The sequence below is a fragment of the Rhodococcus sp. RS1C4 genome, from assembly GCF_002258225.1.
Taxonomy (GTDB): Bacteria; Actinomycetota; Actinomycetes; order Mycobacteriales; family Mycobacteriaceae; genus Rhodococcoides; species Rhodococcoides fascians_E.
This window is the reverse complement of record NZ_NOXZ01000039.1, coordinates 211,208-228,506: the sequence shown is the minus strand read 5'-3', so window position 1 is coordinate 228,506 and position 17,299 is coordinate 211,208. Positions and strand designations below refer to the sequence as shown.

14 protein-coding genes are annotated in these 17,299 nt (G+C 64.9%); 6 read left to right on the top strand and 8 right to left on the bottom strand.

The window, feature by feature from the left end; all coding sequences use genetic code 11:
* The 5 genes from CH289_RS21530 to infC all read right to left on the bottom strand — a co-directional run.
* A partial coding sequence (locus CH289_RS21530) for a phenylalanine--tRNA ligase subunit alpha (protein ID WP_094728503.1) occupies nucleotides 1–875 on the bottom strand: 875 nt, incomplete at its 3' end.
* Nucleotides 876–942: 67 nt separating this feature from the next.
* On the bottom strand, nucleotides 943–1,749 hold the full coding sequence (locus CH289_RS21525; RefSeq protein WP_027498865.1) for a TrmH family RNA methyltransferase: 807 nt from the start codon (nucleotides 1,747–1,749) through the stop codon (nucleotides 943–945).
* A 38-nt stretch (nucleotides 1,750–1,787) separates the two neighbouring features.
* Nucleotides 1,788–2,177, bottom strand: coding sequence for a 50S ribosomal protein L20 (gene rplT, locus CH289_RS21520; protein WP_020112046.1), 390 nt, complete (start codon nucleotides 2,175–2,177; stop codon nucleotides 1,788–1,790).
* 89 nt (nucleotides 2,178–2,266) lie between these two features.
* The gene (gene rpmI, locus CH289_RS21515; RefSeq protein ID WP_019665809.1) at nucleotides 2,267–2,461 is read right to left on the bottom strand and encodes a 50S ribosomal protein L35; all 195 of its coding nucleotides are present in this window, start codon (nucleotides 2,459–2,461) and stop codon (nucleotides 2,267–2,269) included.
* Between the two features lie 93 nt (nucleotides 2,462–2,554).
* Complete coding sequence (infC, locus tag CH289_RS21510) at nucleotides 2,555–3,256, bottom strand: translation initiation factor IF-3 (protein WP_020112045.1); 702 nt, start codon at nucleotides 3,254–3,256, stop codon at nucleotides 2,555–2,557.
* Between the two features lie 394 nt (nucleotides 3,257–3,650).
* On the opposite strand from infC, the gene CH289_RS21505 reads away from it, so the two are divergent.
* Entirely contained in the window at nucleotides 3,651–4,001 is a 351-nt protein-coding gene (locus CH289_RS21505; RefSeq protein WP_026347894.1) for a DUF1844 domain-containing protein, read from the top strand.
* Between the two features lie 219 nt (nucleotides 4,002–4,220).
* On the opposite strand, the gene uvrA is transcribed toward CH289_RS21505, so the two are convergent.
* On the bottom strand, nucleotides 4,221–7,145 hold the full coding sequence (gene uvrA / locus CH289_RS21500) for an excinuclease ABC subunit UvrA (RefSeq protein ID WP_019665812.1): 2,925 nt from the start codon (nucleotides 7,143–7,145) through the stop codon (nucleotides 4,221–4,223).
* Between the two features lie 252 nt (nucleotides 7,146–7,397).
* Here uvrA and CH289_RS21495 point away from each other — a divergent pair, with 252 nt between their 5' ends.
* The 3 genes from CH289_RS21495 (at nucleotide 7,398) to CH289_RS21485 (ending at nucleotide 11,979) form a co-directional block, all read left to right on the top strand.
* The gene (locus CH289_RS21495) at nucleotides 7,398–8,087 is read left to right on the top strand and encodes an MBL fold metallo-hydrolase (protein ID WP_033188601.1); all 690 of its coding nucleotides are present in this window, start codon (nucleotides 7,398–7,400) and stop codon (nucleotides 8,085–8,087) included.
* Nucleotides 8,088–8,213: 126 nt separating this feature from the next.
* A complete protein-coding gene (locus CH289_RS21490) occupies nucleotides 8,214–9,551 on the top strand; it encodes a DoxX family protein (protein ID WP_019665814.1) in 1,338 nt (445 codons plus the stop codon).
* A gap of 118 nt (nucleotides 9,552–9,669) precedes the next feature.
* Nucleotides 9,670–11,979 carry a HelD family protein gene (locus CH289_RS21485; protein WP_094728500.1) on the top strand — a complete coding sequence of 770 codons (2,310 nt, stop codon included), beginning with the start codon at nucleotides 9,670–9,672 and terminating at the stop codon, nucleotides 11,977–11,979.
* A gap of 66 nt (nucleotides 11,980–12,045) precedes the next feature.
* On the opposite strand, the gene CH289_RS21480 is transcribed toward CH289_RS21485, so the two are convergent.
* On the bottom strand, nucleotides 12,046–12,498 hold the full coding sequence (locus tag CH289_RS21480; protein WP_020112042.1) for a universal stress protein: 453 nt from the start codon (nucleotides 12,496–12,498) through the stop codon (nucleotides 12,046–12,048).
* 184 nt (nucleotides 12,499–12,682) lie between these two features.
* On the opposite strand from CH289_RS21480, the gene CH289_RS21475 reads away from it, so the two are divergent.
* Nucleotides 12,683–15,571 (top strand): alpha/beta fold hydrolase, encoded by a 2,889-nt coding sequence (locus CH289_RS21475; protein WP_094728498.1) that lies wholly within the window; start codon nucleotides 12,683–12,685, stop codon nucleotides 15,569–15,571.
* Nucleotides 15,568–16,422, top strand: a complete 855-nt coding sequence (locus CH289_RS21470; RefSeq protein WP_019665818.1) for an ABC transporter permease — start codon at nucleotides 15,568–15,570, stop codon at nucleotides 16,420–16,422. Before CH289_RS21475 ends, CH289_RS21470 begins: the two co-directional genes overlap by 4 nt.
* Before the next feature lie 12 nt (nucleotides 16,423–16,434).
* Here CH289_RS21470 and CH289_RS21465 read toward each other — a convergent pair whose 3' ends face one another.
* Entirely contained in the window at nucleotides 16,435–17,289 is an 855-nt protein-coding gene (locus CH289_RS21465) for an SCO6745 family protein (RefSeq protein ID WP_019665819.1), read from the bottom strand.
* Nucleotides 17,290–17,299: the final 10 nt, after the last annotated feature.

Sequence of the window (17,299 nt, the reverse complement as noted above, 5' to 3'; positions counted from 1 at the left end):
CAGCCCGGCCCGCCCTTCTTCTTCGGGAACCAGACATCGACCTCGGCGGACGGCTCGGTGAACGGAAAGTAGTTGGGCCGCATACGAGTACGAGTCTCCTCGCCGAACAGCGCCCGAGCGAAAGCATCGAGCGTGCCGCGTAGGTTCGCCATCGTCAGACCCTTGTCGATTGCGAGGCCCTCGACCTGATGGAACACCGGGGTATGCGTTGTGTCCAGTTCGTCGGTGCGGAACGTCCGCCCAGGGCAGACGACGTAGATGGGCACCTCACGCGACAACATCGACCGCACCTGCACCGGCGACGTATGCGTACGAAGAACCTGGCGCGACCCCTCCGGTGCGATGTGGAACGTGTCCTGCATCGTTCGAGCAGGATGGTCCGGCAAGAAGTTCAAGGCGTCGAAATTGAAATGCTCGGTCTCGACCTCCGGGCCTTCCTCGACCTCCCACCCCATCGCAACGAACACGTCGGCAACTTGATCGGCAATGATCGTGATCGGGTGCCGAGCACCGACCGGACGACGCGTCGACGGCAGGGTCACGTCGATGGTCTCGGCGACGAGGATCGCGGCATCGCGCTCGGCGAGCAGAACCTCGCGGCGAGCATCGAAAGCCTTCTGTACGCGATCGCGCGCGACCTTCACTCGCTTACCGGCATCGGCCTTCCGATCACCCGGGATCGATCCCAGAGCACGCTGCGCCAACGCGAGCGGCGCCCGGTTGCCGATGTGCTCGATCTTCACCTGCGTCAACTCGTCCAGATCACGAGCAGCGGCAAAAGCCTTCTCGGCCCCGTCGGCGGCGGCATCGAGCGCAGCCGGCTCGAGCACGCTCGGATCTACCGGCTGGGCGTTGTCGGCTTCTTTCTTCGCCACGAGTGCTGCAACTCCTTGATGGTGTGGATTGATGTCCCTGAAGGACGATTCTAGGCGAGCGACAAAGTCATTTATGCCCGGACCTGCGCTGAGCTCGCGCGCTAGCGTAGAGGCAGATCGCCGCCGCCGTCGCCAGGTTCAGGCTTTCGGCTCGGCCGTGAATCGGAATTCTGACGCGATGGTCCGCAGCCGCTGCAACCGCGGGTGCCAACCCGTGCGCTTCGTTGCCGAACAACCACGCCGTCGGTCGGCTCAGGAGCTCGTCCGCATCGTCGAGGTCCACATCACCGTCGGCTGCCGTCGCGAGAATCGTGACGCCGGCCGCACGCAGCGCATCGAGCCCGACGTTCACCGACCGCTCGCGAGCGATCGGGAGATGGAACACACTGCCCGCCGACGCACGAACGCACTTGCCGTTGTGCGGATCGACGGCATCTCCGAGCAGAATCACCGAGTCCGCACCCACTGCGTCGGCGACCCGTATGACAGTTCCGGCGTTGCCCGGTTCGGACACCTCCACAGGAACAGCCACCAGCTGCGGGGTTCCGGCGAGAGCCACCCGGACATCCACATCGACGGTGCGGCACACCGCAACCACCCCAGGCGGAGTCACCGTGTCCGACAGGCCCTTGGCGGCGCGTTCGGTGATCGCGTGAACCGGAACGCCCGTCGTGCGCGCGAGGTCGAGCACGACACCGTTGCGGTCTGCCGAGTCCTCGCGAAAGAACACCTCGCGCGCGACGCCGGCGTGCAACGCCTCGGCGACGGAGTTGGTGCCCTCGGCGAGGAAAAGACCCGTCTTCTTTCGCTCGGAGGCGCGAAGGAGCTTCACAGCCGAAACGACCCGTGGCGTTCGCTCGGTGAGCGTGTCCACGGGTCGTTTCGGATCGAGATCGTCGTGCGTCAACCTACTCAGGCTGCTTCTCCGGCAGGAGCGTTGACGTCGGCAGGCAGTGCAGCCTTGGCGATATCCACCAAGGAAGCGAATGCAGCAGCGTCCGAGACTGCGAGCTCGGCGAGGATCTTGCGATCGACCTCGACGCCTGCGGCCTTCAGACCCTGAACGAAGCGGTTGTACGTGATGTCGTTGGCGCGAGCTGCAGCGTTGATACGCGTGATCCACAGCTTGCGGAAGTCACCCTTGCGAGCCTTGCGGTCGCGGTATGCGTAGGTGAGCGAGTGGAGCTGCTGCTCCTTGGCCTTGGTGTACAGACGTGAGCGCTGTCCGCGGTAGCCCTTGGACGCTTCGAGAATCGAACGGCGCTTCTTCTGGGCGTTGACCGCCCTTTTTACGCGTGCCACTGGTAAATCCTGTCGATCTGGGGGCTAGTCACACAACCCCGAATGGTATGGGATGACGCCGGCGAAGTGCGCCGACTACGAAGTCCAGATCAGATGCCGAGCAGGCGCTTGATCCGCGGCTCGTCAGCCTTCGTGACGACTGCAACGCCGTCGAGACGGCGGGTCACCTTGGTGGCCTTGTGCTCCAGCAGGTGGCGACGGCCGGCCTTCTGACGCAGGATCTTGCCGCTGCCGGACACCTTGAATCGCTTCTTGGCGCCACTGTGGGTCTTCTGCTTGGGCATGGAGTCCTCAGTTCTGTGTTGCTCTTCGGTCTTGCTCGGCACGATCCGTGCCGGTGATCACCGGCACGGATCGTCTTACTGGTCGTGCTTGGTTCAGGAGCTCGGCGGCGTCGCCGCAGCCGGAGCATCTCCCGCTGCAGGCTCGGCAGGTGCGGGCTCGGCGGCCGGAGCCGGAGCTGCCGCACGCTGAGCCGGCGGAGCTGCCGCGCTCTCCTGCGCCTTGACGCGAGTCTTGGCACCCTTGTGAGGGGCAAGGACCATCGTCATGTTGCGTCCGTCCTGCTTCGCGGACGTTTCCACGAAGCCGAGATCAGCTACATCCGCTCCCAAACGCTGGAGCAGGCGGAAGCCGAGCTCGGGACGCGACTGCTCGCGTCCGCGGAACATGATGGTGACCTTGACCTTCGAGCCGGCTTCGAGGAAGCGAACGACGTTTCGCTTCTTGGTCTCGTAGTCGTGTGCGTCGATCTTCGGGCGGAGCTTCTGCTCCTTGATCACCGTCAGAGTCTGGTTCTTGCGCGATTCACGCGCCTTCTGTGCTGCCTCGTACTTGAACTTCCCGTAGTCCATGATCTTGCAGACCGGCGGACGAGCGTCGGGAGCCACTTCTACGAGATCGAGATCGGCTTCGAGAGCCAAGCGGAGTGCATCTTCAACACGCACGATGCCAACCTGTTCACCGCCCGGTCCGACTAGACGAACCTCGCGAACACGGATGTTGTCGTTAATGCGAGTCTCAGTGCTGATGGGGCCTCCTAGGTAGTGCGATGTGGGGTCGAGCCGACCGCCTGGCACAGCCCGCCTGCCCGCTTGTCCTACGACGACGGCGCCGCCGGGACGTCCATGCCTTGCGGCACTGACCCGTACAACGCAAAAACCCTGCTCAGCATTTCCGCTGAAGCAGGGCCCGAAGTCGACCGGCCGGACGAACACCGCACGCGATGCACATCCCCTCTCGCGAGGAAGCTCGGCACTGCGCCTCTACGGCGCCTGTCCGAGTGACCGGACCGGAATCAACCTGAGCTGAAAGCCGGTGGGAGTCGGGCTCCACTTGCTGCCTTCGAGTAACAATCCCCAGCTGGAGAACGCGTCGAAGACGGTCGTTGAAGAACTGTACCAGCCGACCAGGCTGTTCGCCGAATCGGCGCTGGCGGACGCTGTTCACCATCGCCGTGACATCCTCGTAGACATGAGCAACCCCGAACATGCCGACGAGCCGGACGTCCGCGAACTCGCCGACGTCCCCGCCGTCGAGGTGATCAGCCGCGCCGCCGTGATGCTGATGAGCTCCGCAGCCGAAAAACTCGGACTGTCCGAAGCCGACCCTTCCTCCAGCCCCCACCTCGACCTCGACGAAGCCCGACGAGTCATCACCGCCCTCGCAGGACTCGTCACCTCCTCGGTCGAATACCTCGGACCCCACGCAGGCCCCATCCGCGAAGGACTCCAGGCACTGCAGAAAGCCTTCCGCGAAAACTCCGCCTACCCCGACGAGCCCGGCAAGGGTCCCGGCGAGAAATACACGGGGCCGGTGTACTGATCACCCGCTCCCCTGTCGGACCGAACGTGCCGTCTGGTCACTTGAAGGGACTGAACGTGCCGTCTGGTCACTTGAAGGGACTGAACGTGCCGTCTGGTCACTTGGAGGGACCGAATGTGCCGTTCGGTCACTTGAAGTGACTGAACGGCACATTCGCTCCGGAAAGAGCGGGAAGAACCGGAGCGAATGTGACGTTCGGTGCAGAGACGGTCGGGGAGGTCAGACGGCTGCGGCTTTGCGGGGACGCCGCTTCTTGACCGGTGCCTTCTTGGTTTCCTTCACAGGCTCGCGGGTGAGAGCCTCCTGCAGGAACTTGCCGGTGTAGCTCTCCGGCACTGCAGCGACCTCTTCGGGGTTGCCCTGGGCCACGACGGTGCCTCCGCCGGAACCGCCTTCCGGACCCATGTCGATGATCCAGTCCGACACCTTGATGACGTCGAGATTGTGCTCGATGACGATGACGGTGTTGCCTTTGTCCACCAGTCCGTTGACGACGCCGAGCAGTTTGCGGATGTCCTCGAAATGCAGGCCGGTCGTCGGTTCGTCGAGAATGTAGACGGTCCGACCGGTGGAGCGTTTCTGCAGCTCGGACGCCAGCTTCACTCGCTGCGCTTCACCACCGGACAGCGTGGTCGCCGGCTGACCGAGCCGGACGTAACCGAGGCCGACCTCGACCAAGGTCTTGAGGTAACGGTGGATGGACGTGATGGGCTCGAAGAACTCGGCTGCCTCTTCGATCGGCATGTCCAGTACCTCGGAGATGGTCTTTCCCTTGTAGTGCACTTCGAGTGTCTCGCGGTTGTAGCGAGCTCCGTTGCACACCTCGCACGGGACGTACACGTCGGGAAGGAAGTTCATTTCGATCTTCAGCGTGCCGTCGCCCGAGCATGCCTCGCACCGACCGCCCTTGACGTTGAACGAGAATCGGCCTGGTTGGTACCCGCGCACCTTCGCCTCGGTGGTGGCCGCGAACAACGTTCGGATCTTGTCGAACACACCGGTGTACGTGGCCGCGTTGGAGCGCGGCGTACGCCCGATGGGCGACTGGTCGACGCGCACCAGCTTGTCCAGCTGGTCGAGTCCGTTGATTCGCGTGTGCCGTCCGGGGACCTGTCGAGCACCGTTGAGCTTGTTCGCCATGACCGTCGCGAGAATGTCGTTCACGAGCGTCGACTTTCCCGATCCCGACACGCCGGTGACCGAGGTGAGCACACCGAGCGGGAAACTGACGTCGATTCCCTTGAGGTTGTGCTCGCGAGCACCGACGACGGTGACCTGACGCTTCTTGTCCACCACACGCCGGAGGTCGGGCAGCGGGATCTCGAGGCGACCCGCGAGGTAGGCACCCGTCAGGGACTCCTCGTTCTTCAGCAGGTCCTGGTAGGACCCGCTGTGTACGACGCGTCCGCCGTGCTCGCCCGCCTGCGGTCCGATGTCGACGACCCAGTCGGACGTACGGATGGTGTCCTCGTCGTGCTCGACGACGATCAGGGTGTTCCCGAGATCTCGTAGTCGTGTGAGGGTGTCGATGAGTCGACGGTTGTCCCGTTGGTGCAGGCCGATGGACGGCTCGTCGAGGACGTACAGGACGCCGACGAGACCGGATCCGATCTGCGTGGCGAGCCTGATGCGTTGAGCCTCTCCGCCGGAGAGGGAACCGGCTGCGCGGGACAGCGAGAGGTATTCGAGGCCGACGTCGAGCAGGAACCCGAGCCTGGCCTGGACCTCCCGAAGGACCTGACCTGCAATGGCCTCTTCCTTGGCCCCGAGGGTGAGGCTGTTCAGGAAGTCGGCGGTGTCGGAAATGGACAGACGGCAGACGTCGGCGATGGACTTCGCCCCGAATCCCCCGGCCTCGATGGTGACCGAGAGGATTTCCGGCCGAAGACGATCGCCACCGCACGCCGGGCACGGGACGTCACGCATGTACCCGTCGTAGCGTTCCTTCATCTGCTCGGATTCTGTCTGTTCCAGCCGGCGATGCAGGAAGGGCATGACGCCCTCGAACTCCGCGTAGTAAGAACGGGTACGCCCGTACCGGTTCTTGTACTTGACGTGCACTTGGTGCTCGCTGCCCTCCAGGACAGCGCGCTTCACCTTCGCGGGCAGCTTGTTCCAGGGCGCGTCCAGGTCGAAGCCCATTGCGTCCGACAACCCGGACAGCAGCCGACCGAAGTACTCCGATGTCTGGCCCATCGACCACGGCGCAATGGCACCGTCGGCCAAGGACAGATCCGGGTCCGGTACCACCAGATCCGGGTCGACCTCCTTGCGCACACCGAGCCCGAGGCACTCCGAACACGCGCCGTAGGGCGAGTTGAACGAGAACGACCGGGGCTCGAGATCATCGATCGACAGCGGATGCGCGTTGGGGCAGGCCAATTTCTCGGAGAAGCGACGCTCGCGATCGGGCGAGTTCTCGTCGATGTCGACGAAATCCAGGACGACGATCCCGTCGGCGAGGCGTAGCGCCGTCTCGACCGAGTCCGTCAACCGCTGCTTCGAACTGGCTTTCACCGTGAGGCGGTCGACCACGACCTCGATGTCGTGCTTTTCCTGCTTCTTGAGCTTGGGGGGATCGGTCAACTGGTGCACCACGCCGTCGACGCGGACTCGCGAGTAGCCCTGAGTGTTCAGCGACTCGAACAGGTCGACGAATTCGCCCTTGCGGGTACGGACAACCGGAGCGAGCACCTGGAACTTGATGCCCTCCTCCATCGCGAGCACCTGGTCCACGATTTGCTGAGGTGTCTGCTTGGCGATCTTCTCCCCACACACCGGGCAGTGAGCCGTGCCGGCGCGCGCGAAGAGCAGACGTAGATAGTCGTACACCTCGGTGATGGTGCCGACGGTCGAGCGCGGGTTGCGGTTGGTCGACTTCTGATCGATGGACACCGCGGGCGACAGACCCTCGATGAAATCGACGTCCGGCTTGTCCATCTGACCGAGGAACTGACGGGCATAGGCAGACAGCGATTCGACGTAGCGTCGCTGACCTTCCGCGAAAATGGTGTCGAACGCCAGCGACGACTTACCCGAACCCGAGAGCCCGGTGAAGACCACGAGACTGTTGCGCGGCAGGTCGATATCGACCCCCCGCAGGTTGTGTTCCCGCGCACCTCGAACGACCAGGCGATCCGCCACAATTTTCCCTTCTTTTCGGAAGTCTTCGAACATCGGACGCCGATACCGACGACTCTCGGGTACCACCGACCGAACCGATCCAACCGATGCTGTTGTGATGCACACGTGAAGATCCAGTTCACGCACGAGCAATGCTAGGCCGACCCACCGACACGTTTGCTCGGCGCCGCAGCACTCGGTGGCTACGCGAGGCCCAGGACTTACACAGGGTCGAACAGGCAACGTGCTCGCGCCGACGGTAGCCTCCTCGCAATGGACGAGCACCTCATGGTCATCGACGACCAGTACACCGGCGCGGTTTCCCCGGGATCGACGCCTCAGCGACGGCAGATCTCCGGCGGCACGATCACGAAGATGTCGGTCGGCCCGATGGACAACAACTCCTACCTCGTCGTTTGTTCCACCAGCGGCGAGTCGCTTCTCATCGACGCCGCCAACGAGGCCGAGCGCCTGTCACAGCTCATCGACGAGAACGCGCCGACCCTGAGCTTGATCGTCACGACTCACCAGCATGCGGATCACTGGCAGGCGCTCGAGGACATCGCAGGCGGAACGGCGTCGCCCACGGCTGCACACACCTTGGATGCGGAACCGCTGCCGGTCACCCCGGACCGCCTGTTGGCCGACGGCGACACCATCGAGGTGGGCAGCCTCACACTGAAAGCGATTCACCTGCGTGGTCACACACCCGGGTCCATCGCGCTCGCTCTCACGGACGGCAAGTCCGGTGTCACGCATCTCTTCACCGGCGACTCGTTGTTCCCCGGCGGTGTCGGAAAGACCTCCACACCCGAGGATTTCACGCAGTTGCTCGACGACGTCTCGTCGAAACTGTTCGACGAGTACGGGGACGACACCGTCGTCTATCCAGGGCACGGCAAGGACACCACGCTCGGCGCCGAGCGTGGATCGCTGGACGAGTGGCGCTCGCGCGGCTGGTGATCTTCTCGGCGCGCTTGAGATGCCCGAACCCCGGGTATGGATACGGTGGAGCGGCGCAGGCACCTGTCCTCGGAGGGGTGTCCGCGTCGAACATCGACGTTCATCGACCCATCCAGGAGGCTGTCAATGCTGGTCCGCCGTATCGCTCGTCCGCTGATGTCGACCATCTTCATCGCCGGAGGGATCGACGCGCTGCGTAACCCCGCCGGGAAGGCGAAGGTTGCGGCACCCCTGATCGAGCAGGGGCAGGACACACTTCCTGACAGCGTCACATCGAACGTGCCGAGCGATCCCGAGACCCTCGTCCGCATCAACGGCGCGATTCAGGTCGGCGGTGGAATCCTCCTGGCGACGGGCAAGGCCCCGCGGATCGCGTCGCTCGCTCTGGCAGGCAGCCTCGTGCCCACCACTGTCGCGGGCCACGCCTTCTGGAACGAGACCGATCCCGCCGCGAAGGCCGCACAGCGCACCCAGTTCTTCAAGAACGTCAGCTTGCTCGGTGGTCTTCTGATCGCCGCCGTCGACACCGAGGGCAAGCCGTCCCTCGCATGGCGTGGACGTAGGGCTGCACGCAAGGCGCAGGAATCCGTCGTCTCGGCATTGCCGGGGACTCACGACACCGCCGACCACCTCGGTGCCGCCACCGGCCGCATCCGCGAGATCGCGTCGGTGGCTGCGAGCCGTAGCGCGGACCTCGCCGAGGCAGCACAGCCGGTCGTCTCGAAGTGGGCCGACGTCGCTGCCGAGAAGAGTTCCGATCTCGCCGAGGCAGCACAGCCCGTCGTGTCGCACTGGGCCGACGTCGCGGCGGACAAGGGATCCGACTTCGCCGACGCCGCCCAGCCGGTCATCTCACGATGGGCCCACAAGGCCGCAGATCGGGGCCACGACCTCGCCGAGGTCGCGCAGAAGCGCGGCTCGAAGCTCGCCGAGGAAGCAGCCGATCGTGGACAGGATCTGGCGAAGGTCGCGCAGAAGCGCGGTTCCAAGTGGGCCGAGACCGCCGCCGATCGCAGCGAGGAACTGACCGAACTCGCTCAGAAGCGTGGCTCGAAACTCGCGAAGAAGGCACAGAAGCGTGGTTCGCAGCTGGCCGAGGAAGCCGCGGACCGCGGCGCAGAGCTGGCCGAGCTGGCCCAGAAGCGCGGCTCCAAGTGGGCCGAGACCGCCGCCGATCGCGGTGCAGACCTCGTCGATGCCGCCCAGGACCGAAGCGGAAAATGGGCCGACGTGGCGTCGGCGCGTGCGGCGGAGTTCGCCGACGTCGCTCAGGAACGCGGAAGCAAACTGGCGGAGCTGGCTGCGGACCGCACGGAGACCCTGAGCAACCGGGCACGCAAGCGCGCGGAGAAGCAGAGCCGTGAGTTCGACAAGGCAACCGAGAAGGCTCGCGCGAAGCTGGACAAGAAGGTCGAGAAGGCGCGCAAGGAGCTCGACAAGCGCGTGCAGAAGTACTCCAAGTAGGTCGAACCGACCCGAGAGCCCCATCCGCGAGCAGCAGTTCTGCGGTGGGGCTCTCGTTCGTCGTAGACTACTTGGGCGATTTTCGCGCATCTATTCGCCGAACTCCCGAGGAGAACCTTTGCCGGACGACGGCCTTTCGGTCACCAGCGATCAGCACGTGACCGACCAGGATCGCGAGCAGTCCTACGTCACAATGCTCTACGACCAACTCGACGCCCTACGGAAGTACGCGCAGAATCGGCTCAGCACCGTCCTGCTCGAAACCGGGGGCACACCGCAGGCGCGAAGTGAACGGGAATCGTTCACGCATCTCTACACCGACGACATCGCGAAGTACGACGCCGCCGAGAACGGCCTGTGCTTCGGACGGATCGACCTGTCCACCGACGGTGACGACTCGCCGGTCCGCTACGTCGGCCGCGTCGGGATTCTCGACGAGGCCAACGACTACGAAACCCTGCTGCTCGACTGGCGTGCGCCCATGGCCCGCCCGTTCTACCTCGCCACGCCTGCTGCGCCGGAGAACGTGCTTCGTCGGCGCCACATCCGCACGAGGAGTCGTCGGGTCACGTCTTTGGCCGACGAGTACCTCGATCTCGCCGCCGCGCAGGAAGTCGGCCTGAGTTCCGATTCCACCGGTGTCGCCGGCGAAAGCGCGTTGTTGTCGGCTCTGGACGCGGCCCGCACGGGGCAGATGAACGACATCGTCGAGACGATTCAGAGCGAACAGGACGCCATCATTCGCTCGGAGCACCGCAGTGTGCTGGTGGTGCAGGGAGGGCCTGGTACCGGTAAGACCGCCGTGGCACTTCACCGTGCCGCGTACTTGCTCTACACCTATCGTCAGCAGCTCGCCAAGAGCGGTGTGCTGATCATCGGGCCGAACGCCACATTCCTGGACTACATCGGCCAGGTACTCCCCTCGCTCGGCGAGACCGGAGTGCTGCTCTCCACCATCGGCAACCTCTACCCGGGAGTGCGGGCGACGCTCGAGGACTCCACACTCGCTGCACAGGTCAAGGGATCGACGTCGATGGTCGCGGTGCTCACCAAGGCGGTACGCGATCGCCAAGAGGTGCCGTCGGAACCGAAGCGACTGCGTTTCGACACCTACGACATCACCCTCGACCGCAAGATCGTCACCCGTGCTCGGGGCCGGGCCAGATCGTCGCGGCGGCCCCACAACCTGGCGCGGCCGCTGTTCGTGGCGTCCGTCGTGGACGGGCTCGCACAACAACTGGCGGCGAAGTTGGGTGAGAACGTGGTCGACGGTGGCAGCCTTCTCAGCCGGGACGACATCGCCGACATGCGGGACGAGATGAAGGAAGACGCCGACGTCATGGCGGCGATCGACGAGCTGTGGCCGGATCTCACTCCCCAGCAAGTACTCCGAGACCTGTTCGCTTCCCCGGACCGCATCGCGTCGGCTTCGCCGGACCTCACCCCCGCGGAGCGTGACGCATTGGTCCGACGCGGACGCGGATTCTCGTCCGCCGACGCACCGTTGCTGGACGAACTCGCCGAACTGCTCGGCATCGACGACAACGCGGAACGCGAACAAGCAAATCGTCAGTGGCGCAACCAAATCGCCGACGCGCAGGGAGCACTGGACATTCTCACGGGGTCCGCACCGCAGGACCTCGAAGACGAGCTCGACCCCGAAATTCTGATGGCATACGACCTGATCGATGCGAGTCAGCTCGCCAGCCGACAGGACTCCGGGGCTCGTCTCACCACGGCCGAACGCGCCGCCGGTGACCGCACCTGGACGTACGGGCACGTCATCGTCGACGAGGCTCAGGAACTGTCCGACATGGCGTGGCGAATGGTCATGCGGCGCATACCGAATCGGTGGATGACCCTCGTCGGAGACGTAGCTCAGACCGGCGACCCCGCCGGTACCACGTCGTGGGCTCGAGTACTGGAACCGTATGTCGCACAGCGGTGGAAGAAGACGGAGCTGACGGTCAACTACCGAACGCCGTCGGAAATCATGACCGTCGCCCGTGACGTTCTCGCGGCCATCGACCCGGTTCAGTCGGTGCCACGATCGGTACGAGATTCCGGCAATGTGCCGTGGGCGCAGGAAGTCGCCGAGACCTCGTTGCCGCGCACCGTCGAACAGCGTCTTGCCGAGCACCCACGCCCAGGCATCAGCGTCGTGCTGGCACCCCACGACAGAGTCGACACGTTCGCGCATCTGAGATCGGACACCGTGACGGTGTCGACGGTCAAGGACGCGAAGGGACTGGAATTCGACTCGGTTCTCATCGTCGAGCCCTCGGACATCATCGACGAATCCCCCATGGGCATGAGTGATCTCTACGTCGCTCTGACGCGCGCGACGCAGCGTCTGGGTGTCGTGCACAGCCGTCCGCTGCCCGTCGAACTCCGCTCGCTCGCACCGTTCGAGGCCCTCGTCCACTGACCCACGCAGTGCCTGACCGCACGACTATGGCCCGGCGGACAGTCCGCCGGGCCACAGTGATCTCGTCTACCTGACGGTGTGAACGATGAGGACGTCGCTGGTGGACTTCCTCGCTGCGTCGGACGGGACGGAACCCAGCAACCGACCGGTCAGCGAATTGAGTCCGCGGTTTCCGACGACGAGCAGATCCCCCTTCACATCGTCGACCAGCTGAAGCAAGGACTCGACGGGGGCGCCGACGATCGCACGCTCGTCGATGTTCTTCGCGCCTGCCTTGACCGCATGCTCACGCGCGGTCCGGAGGATGTCGTGCGTCGGAGCGGAACCGGTGATCTGGTACGCATCCTCGCGCAACGCATCGGCTGCCTTGCCTGTGTCCTTGGGATCGGCCGGATAGTAAGCGCAGGCGATCACCAGCGTCGCGTCCGCGTCGCCGGCGATCGACGCAGCCTTCTCCACTGCGCGCAATGACGACTCGGACCCATCGGTTCCGACGACGACGGTGCGATAGGCACTCATTCATTCCTCCAGTTGTAGGTGTTCTGTCACACATTCGACGATGCTTCTACGGGTGCGGTCGTGGTCGATCACAAGCCGATCTGCCCGTCCCCGTACCCGTTTCGATGACCCTATCTGCATCCGCCGGATGTGAGGCGGAGTTCGCCGACAACACGACTCTCGCGCCTCACATACATTGGTTCACATGCACATCCCCCGGCCGCTTCGGTCGCCCGGAACCGCCGCGTTCGCCGTACTTCTCGTTGCGATCGTTCTGGCTGTCTCGATCTTCTTCGTATTCCGCTCCCCCGCCTCCCAGGATGCGGCGTCCACCCTCGACACGAGGATCACCGTACCGGAGGCCCCGGGCAGTGCCGAGACGATCGATCTGGATGCCCGCCTGTACGTGCCCGAGGTGACGCCCGCGCCTGCCGTGTTGCTGGCCCACGGATTCGGCGGCGACAAACTGTCGGTCGACGGCCAAGCTCGCTCGCTTGCCGCTGACGGTTTTCTCGTGCTCACCTACAGTGCACGCGGCTTCGGTGACAGCGGAGGAGCAATTTCCCTCAACGACCCGGACGGTGAAGTCGCGGACGGCCGCGCATTGATCGACTGGCTCGCCGAGCGGCCCGAAACTCTCCTCGATGGCCCCGGCGATCCACGTGTCGGTGTCGCGGGAGGTTCGTACGGTGGCGCGCTCGCCCTGAGTGTCGCCGGAACCGATCCACGCATCGACGCGGTCGCCGCAGCCATCACGTGGAACGACCTCGGCCAGGCCCTGTTCCCCAACTACGGCGTCACCAGCGACGAAGCACGCGCCTCACTGGCCGCGATCGACTCACCCGCCGGATCCGTGTACGGAGGACCCGGTGTCCTCAAACGAGGATGGGCGGGCGTGTTCTTCGGCGCCGGAAGCACGCCGCCGCCGGACACCAGCGGCGGCGCCGACGCGACCTCGACGGGCTGCGGCCGTTTCGCGCCCGAATTCTGTGCCGCGTACGCGCAGTCTGCGGTGACCGGAGAGCCGACACCCGAACTACTCGCTCTCCTCAGCGCGCACTCACCCGCAGCCGTCGCGTCGAACATCACCGCCCCGACGCTTCTCGTGCAGGGTCTGCAGGACACGCTGTTCGGACTCGACCAGGCCGACACGACCGCCCGCCAGATCTCGGAGGCCGGCGGTGACGTGGAGGTCCGGTGGTTCGGCGGTGGGCACGACGGGGGCGGAACCAACGGCGGCTCCGACAACGCGATGAAGGACTTCCTCGACGCGAAGCTCCGCGGCACGGACGCCGCCGAGAGCAGCGAACAACCGTTCAACTATGCCGTACAAGGATCCGCCGTCGAACAGGAACGAACGCGGAACCGCCGGATGACCGCCCCGGACTACCCAGGCCTCGCGGGCGACCCGAAGCCGTCGTCGGCACAATTCGTCGATGTCGATCTGTCCCCGAAATCCGCGGCCACCGCGGACGGCGCGCAAGAGGATCCTTCGGCGCAGGCCCCTCCTCCGGCCGAGCAGACCATCGTGAGGCCACCGGGCGCATCCCCGTCGGCGATCTCGTCCGTCCCCGGTCTCGGTTCGGCTCTGTCCGCCCTGACCGCTACTCCGGCGGGTGCTGCGCTGTCGGCCGACATTCCCGGTCAGTCGGCAACGTTCGAGGGCACGCCACTCGCCAAACCACTCAACATCACAGGCTCGTCGCGTGTGAATCTCCGCATCGGTGCATTCGCTCAGCCCCAGGAAGCAGTTGTCTTCGTCAAGCTCTACGACGTCGCGCCCGACGGTCGCCGCACGCTTCCCGGTGGCGGCGTCGCTGCCGTGAGACTGCCGAGTACCGCCACGGAAGGGTCGATCCCCGTCACCGTCACGCTGCCGGGCATCAGCTATGCAGTTCCACAGGGCCACCACATCGAGATCTCCGTGTCGACGACCGATCAGGCCTACGCGGTCCCGCTCGAGCCGGCCCAATTCGTCGTGTCCCTCGACGACCCGACCCTGTCGGTCCCGTCCGTCGAAGGCACTTCGACGAGCAGCAGTTCCGTGCCGACGGCTCCGCTCGTCGGTATCGGTGTGATCGCACTCGCGGTGGCCGCGCTGATCGGCGTCAACGTCGTTCGGGGACGCCGCAGGATCGTCGCCGAGGTCGACGAGTCACTCGTCGAGACACCTCTTGTCATCACCGGACTCGAGAAGACCTACTCCAACGGGTTCAAAGCCGTGAACGGCGTGGGCTTCGAGGTGAAGAAGGGCCAGGTGCTGGGTCTCCTCGGTCCGAACGGGGCAGGCAAGACGACGACACTGCGCATGCTCATGGGTCTCATTACTCCGACCGCGGGTGAAATCCGGGTGTTCGGACACAAGGTGTCACCAGGATCGCCGGTGTTGTCCCGCCTCGGATCCTTCGTCGAAGGATCCGGCTTCCTCCCACACCTCAGCGGCAAGGAGAACCTGCGGCTGTACTGGCAGGCGACCGGTAGACCGCCCGAGGACGCCCACCTGGAGGAGGCGTTGGAGATCGCCGATCTCGGCGCCGCCATCGAACGCAAGGTGAAGTCCTACAGCCAAGGCATGCGGCAACGTCTGGCCATCGCGCAGGCGATGCTGGGACTACCGGACCTGATGGTCCTCGACGAACCCACCAACGGTCTCGATCCGCCCCAGATCCGCACGATGCGTGACGTCCTGATCAACTACGCGAAGACAGGACGTACCGTGCTGGTTTCGAGCCACCTGCTGGCCGAGGTCGAACAGACATGCACCCACGTCGTGGTCATGAACCGCGGCTCGGTCATCAGCTCCGGCACCGTCCGCGAACTGACCGAAGCCAAAGGCCAGACCGAAGTGCGCGTCGACGACGCAGAGCGCGGCGCGCGCGTTCTCGAACGGCTCGACCTGCACCCAGCCGTCGTCGACGACACGACACTCCGAGTCGACCTCGGCGCGCTCGACCCTGCACGGGTCACCCGGGCGCTGTTCGACGACGGTCTGCAGCTTCGCGGCCTCTCGCAGTCGACGCGACTCGAAGACGTGTTCCTCGACCTCGTCCACAACGACGCCCTGCCCGCGGCGTCGACGAAGGAGACCCCATGAGCGCGCATTCGGATGGACGAGTGGACGGCTACTCGGCTGGAAAGACGCTCCCGTTCCGGACCGAACTGCGACGCCAGTTCGGGCGACGTCGGACACAGCTCTCGATCGGATTTCTCGCCCTGCTCCCGGTGATCCTGGCGATCGCGTTCGCGGTGGGCAGCAACTCGGCGGACTCCGATGCAGGCGGCCTCATCGAACTCGGCACGCGCGGAGGCGTCAACTTCACCGTGTTCGCACTGTTCATGTCCGTCGGATTTCTGCTCATCGTCGTCGTCGCGCTGTTCTTCGGCGATTCGGTGGCCAGCGAGGCGTCCTGGTCGTCACTCCGATATCTGCTGGCGATCCCGGTTCCGCGCACACGCCTGCTGATGCAGAAAGCGTTGGTGTCCGCAACGCTGTCCATCGCGGCGATCGTCACGCTGGTAGTGGTGTCCCTAGCTCTCGGCACGGTGCTGTACGGCGCCGAACCATTGGTGACACCGTTCGGCGACGGCCTGTCCTACACCGAGGCTCTGGGCCGCTTGGCGATTGCCGTGCTCTACATCTGCATCAACCTGTTGTGGGTCGCGGGCCTGGCGATGTTGCTCTCGGTCCTGACCGATGCACCGCTCGGAGCCGTCGGCGGCGCGGTGATGACCTCCATCCTGATGCAGATCCTCGACCAGATCACCGCCCTCGGCTCGCTGCGCAATTACCTGCCGGGTCATTACGCGAACACGTGGATCGACGCATTGTCGCCCACGATCGAATGGAACGACATGGTCGTCGGATCCTTCTCGGCCCTTGCCTACGCGGCGGTCTTCGGAGTTGCGGCCTGGCAGCGATTCTCGACGAAGGACATCACCAGCTGACCGACACCTGGCCTACTTCTTGTTGAACACACCGTTCGGGAACACGCCCTGATCGATGACCGTGTCCCGCCACGGTGTCGCGAGCTCTACGAGGCGCGCTGCGCCCTCCTCACCGAGAGCAGCCCAGGGCGCGAGGGCCAAGTCGTTGGTGATGTCCTCCACCAGCTCGCGGAGGTCGTTGCCGTGTTCGGTGAGCGCACCGTCCGCGTCGACGATCTCACGGTCCCGAAGAGAGTCCAGGCCGTCGTTCCACTGTTCGGTCGACCACCCGCGACGCTTCCGAGCGAATTCCTTCTCGAACCCCTTGCCCGTTGCAGTATGCGTGATGAGCGCCTGAATTCCGCTCAACTCGGCTGTCTGCAATGCCGCGATATGCCCGTCGCCCCGATGCTCACGGAGAAGCGTCAACGCGTGCCAGAAACGAAGGTGGGGCACCTCGGGCCAGTCGAGCTCGGCGTACGCGGCGTACAGGGGACGTCCGTCGTCGCCGGGAATGTGGCTCGCCGCGATCGATGCCAACTCGGCGGCCTCGGCCATGGAAGGCGACGACACCACGTCTTGCCCCAGCAGACGGGTGTAGGCGTCACCGACAGCTCGGTAACGGATCTCGACGACTCGTTCCGGCGACACCGCTTTCCACGCCGCGGGTACCAACGGCTCGATCAGTTCACGATTGAAGTTGTAGAACGTTGCGGCCACCACGCCCGCACCGACTGCCCCCAGCGGAGCCGCACGACCGGCGAAGTACGGCGCACGCCCCTCCAGGCCGGCACCCGACAAGGCGTCCTGGGTCTCCGGGACGAAATAGCTCAACGAGTGCAGAAGTTCGAGTGCGCGGGCACTCCGGCCGGCAGTAGAAGCATCCATGGGTTGAACC

What these genes read in the sequence shown, in the direction of transcription:
- rpmI (WP_019665809.1), bottom strand. Translation starts at nt 2,461, where the DNA reads ATGCCCAAGCAGAAGACCCACAGTGGCGCCAAGAAGCGATTCAAGGTG.
- CH289_RS21505 (WP_026347894.1), top strand. Translation starts at nt 3,651, where the DNA reads ATGAGCAACCCCGAACATGCCGACGAGCCGGACGTCCGCGAACTCGCC.
- CH289_RS21495 (WP_033188601.1), top strand. Translation starts at nt 7,398, where the DNA reads ATGGACGAGCACCTCATGGTCATCGACGACCAGTACACCGGCGCGGTT.
- CH289_RS21490 (WP_019665814.1), top strand. Translation starts at nt 8,214, where the DNA reads ATGCTGGTCCGCCGTATCGCTCGTCCGCTGATGTCGACCATCTTCATC.
- CH289_RS21480 (WP_020112042.1), bottom strand. Translation starts at nt 12,498, where the DNA reads ATGAGTGCCTATCGCACCGTCGTCGTCGGAACCGATGGGTCCGAGTCG.
- CH289_RS21475 (WP_094728498.1), top strand. Translation starts at nt 12,683, where the DNA reads ATGCACATCCCCCGGCCGCTTCGGTCGCCCGGAACCGCCGCGTTCGCC.
- CH289_RS21470 (WP_019665818.1), top strand. Translation starts at nt 15,568, where the DNA reads ATGAGCGCGCATTCGGATGGACGAGTGGACGGCTACTCGGCTGGAAAG.
- CH289_RS21465 (WP_019665819.1), bottom strand. Translation starts at nt 17,289, where the DNA reads ATGGATGCTTCTACTGCCGGCCGGAGTGCCCGCGCACTCGAACTTCTG.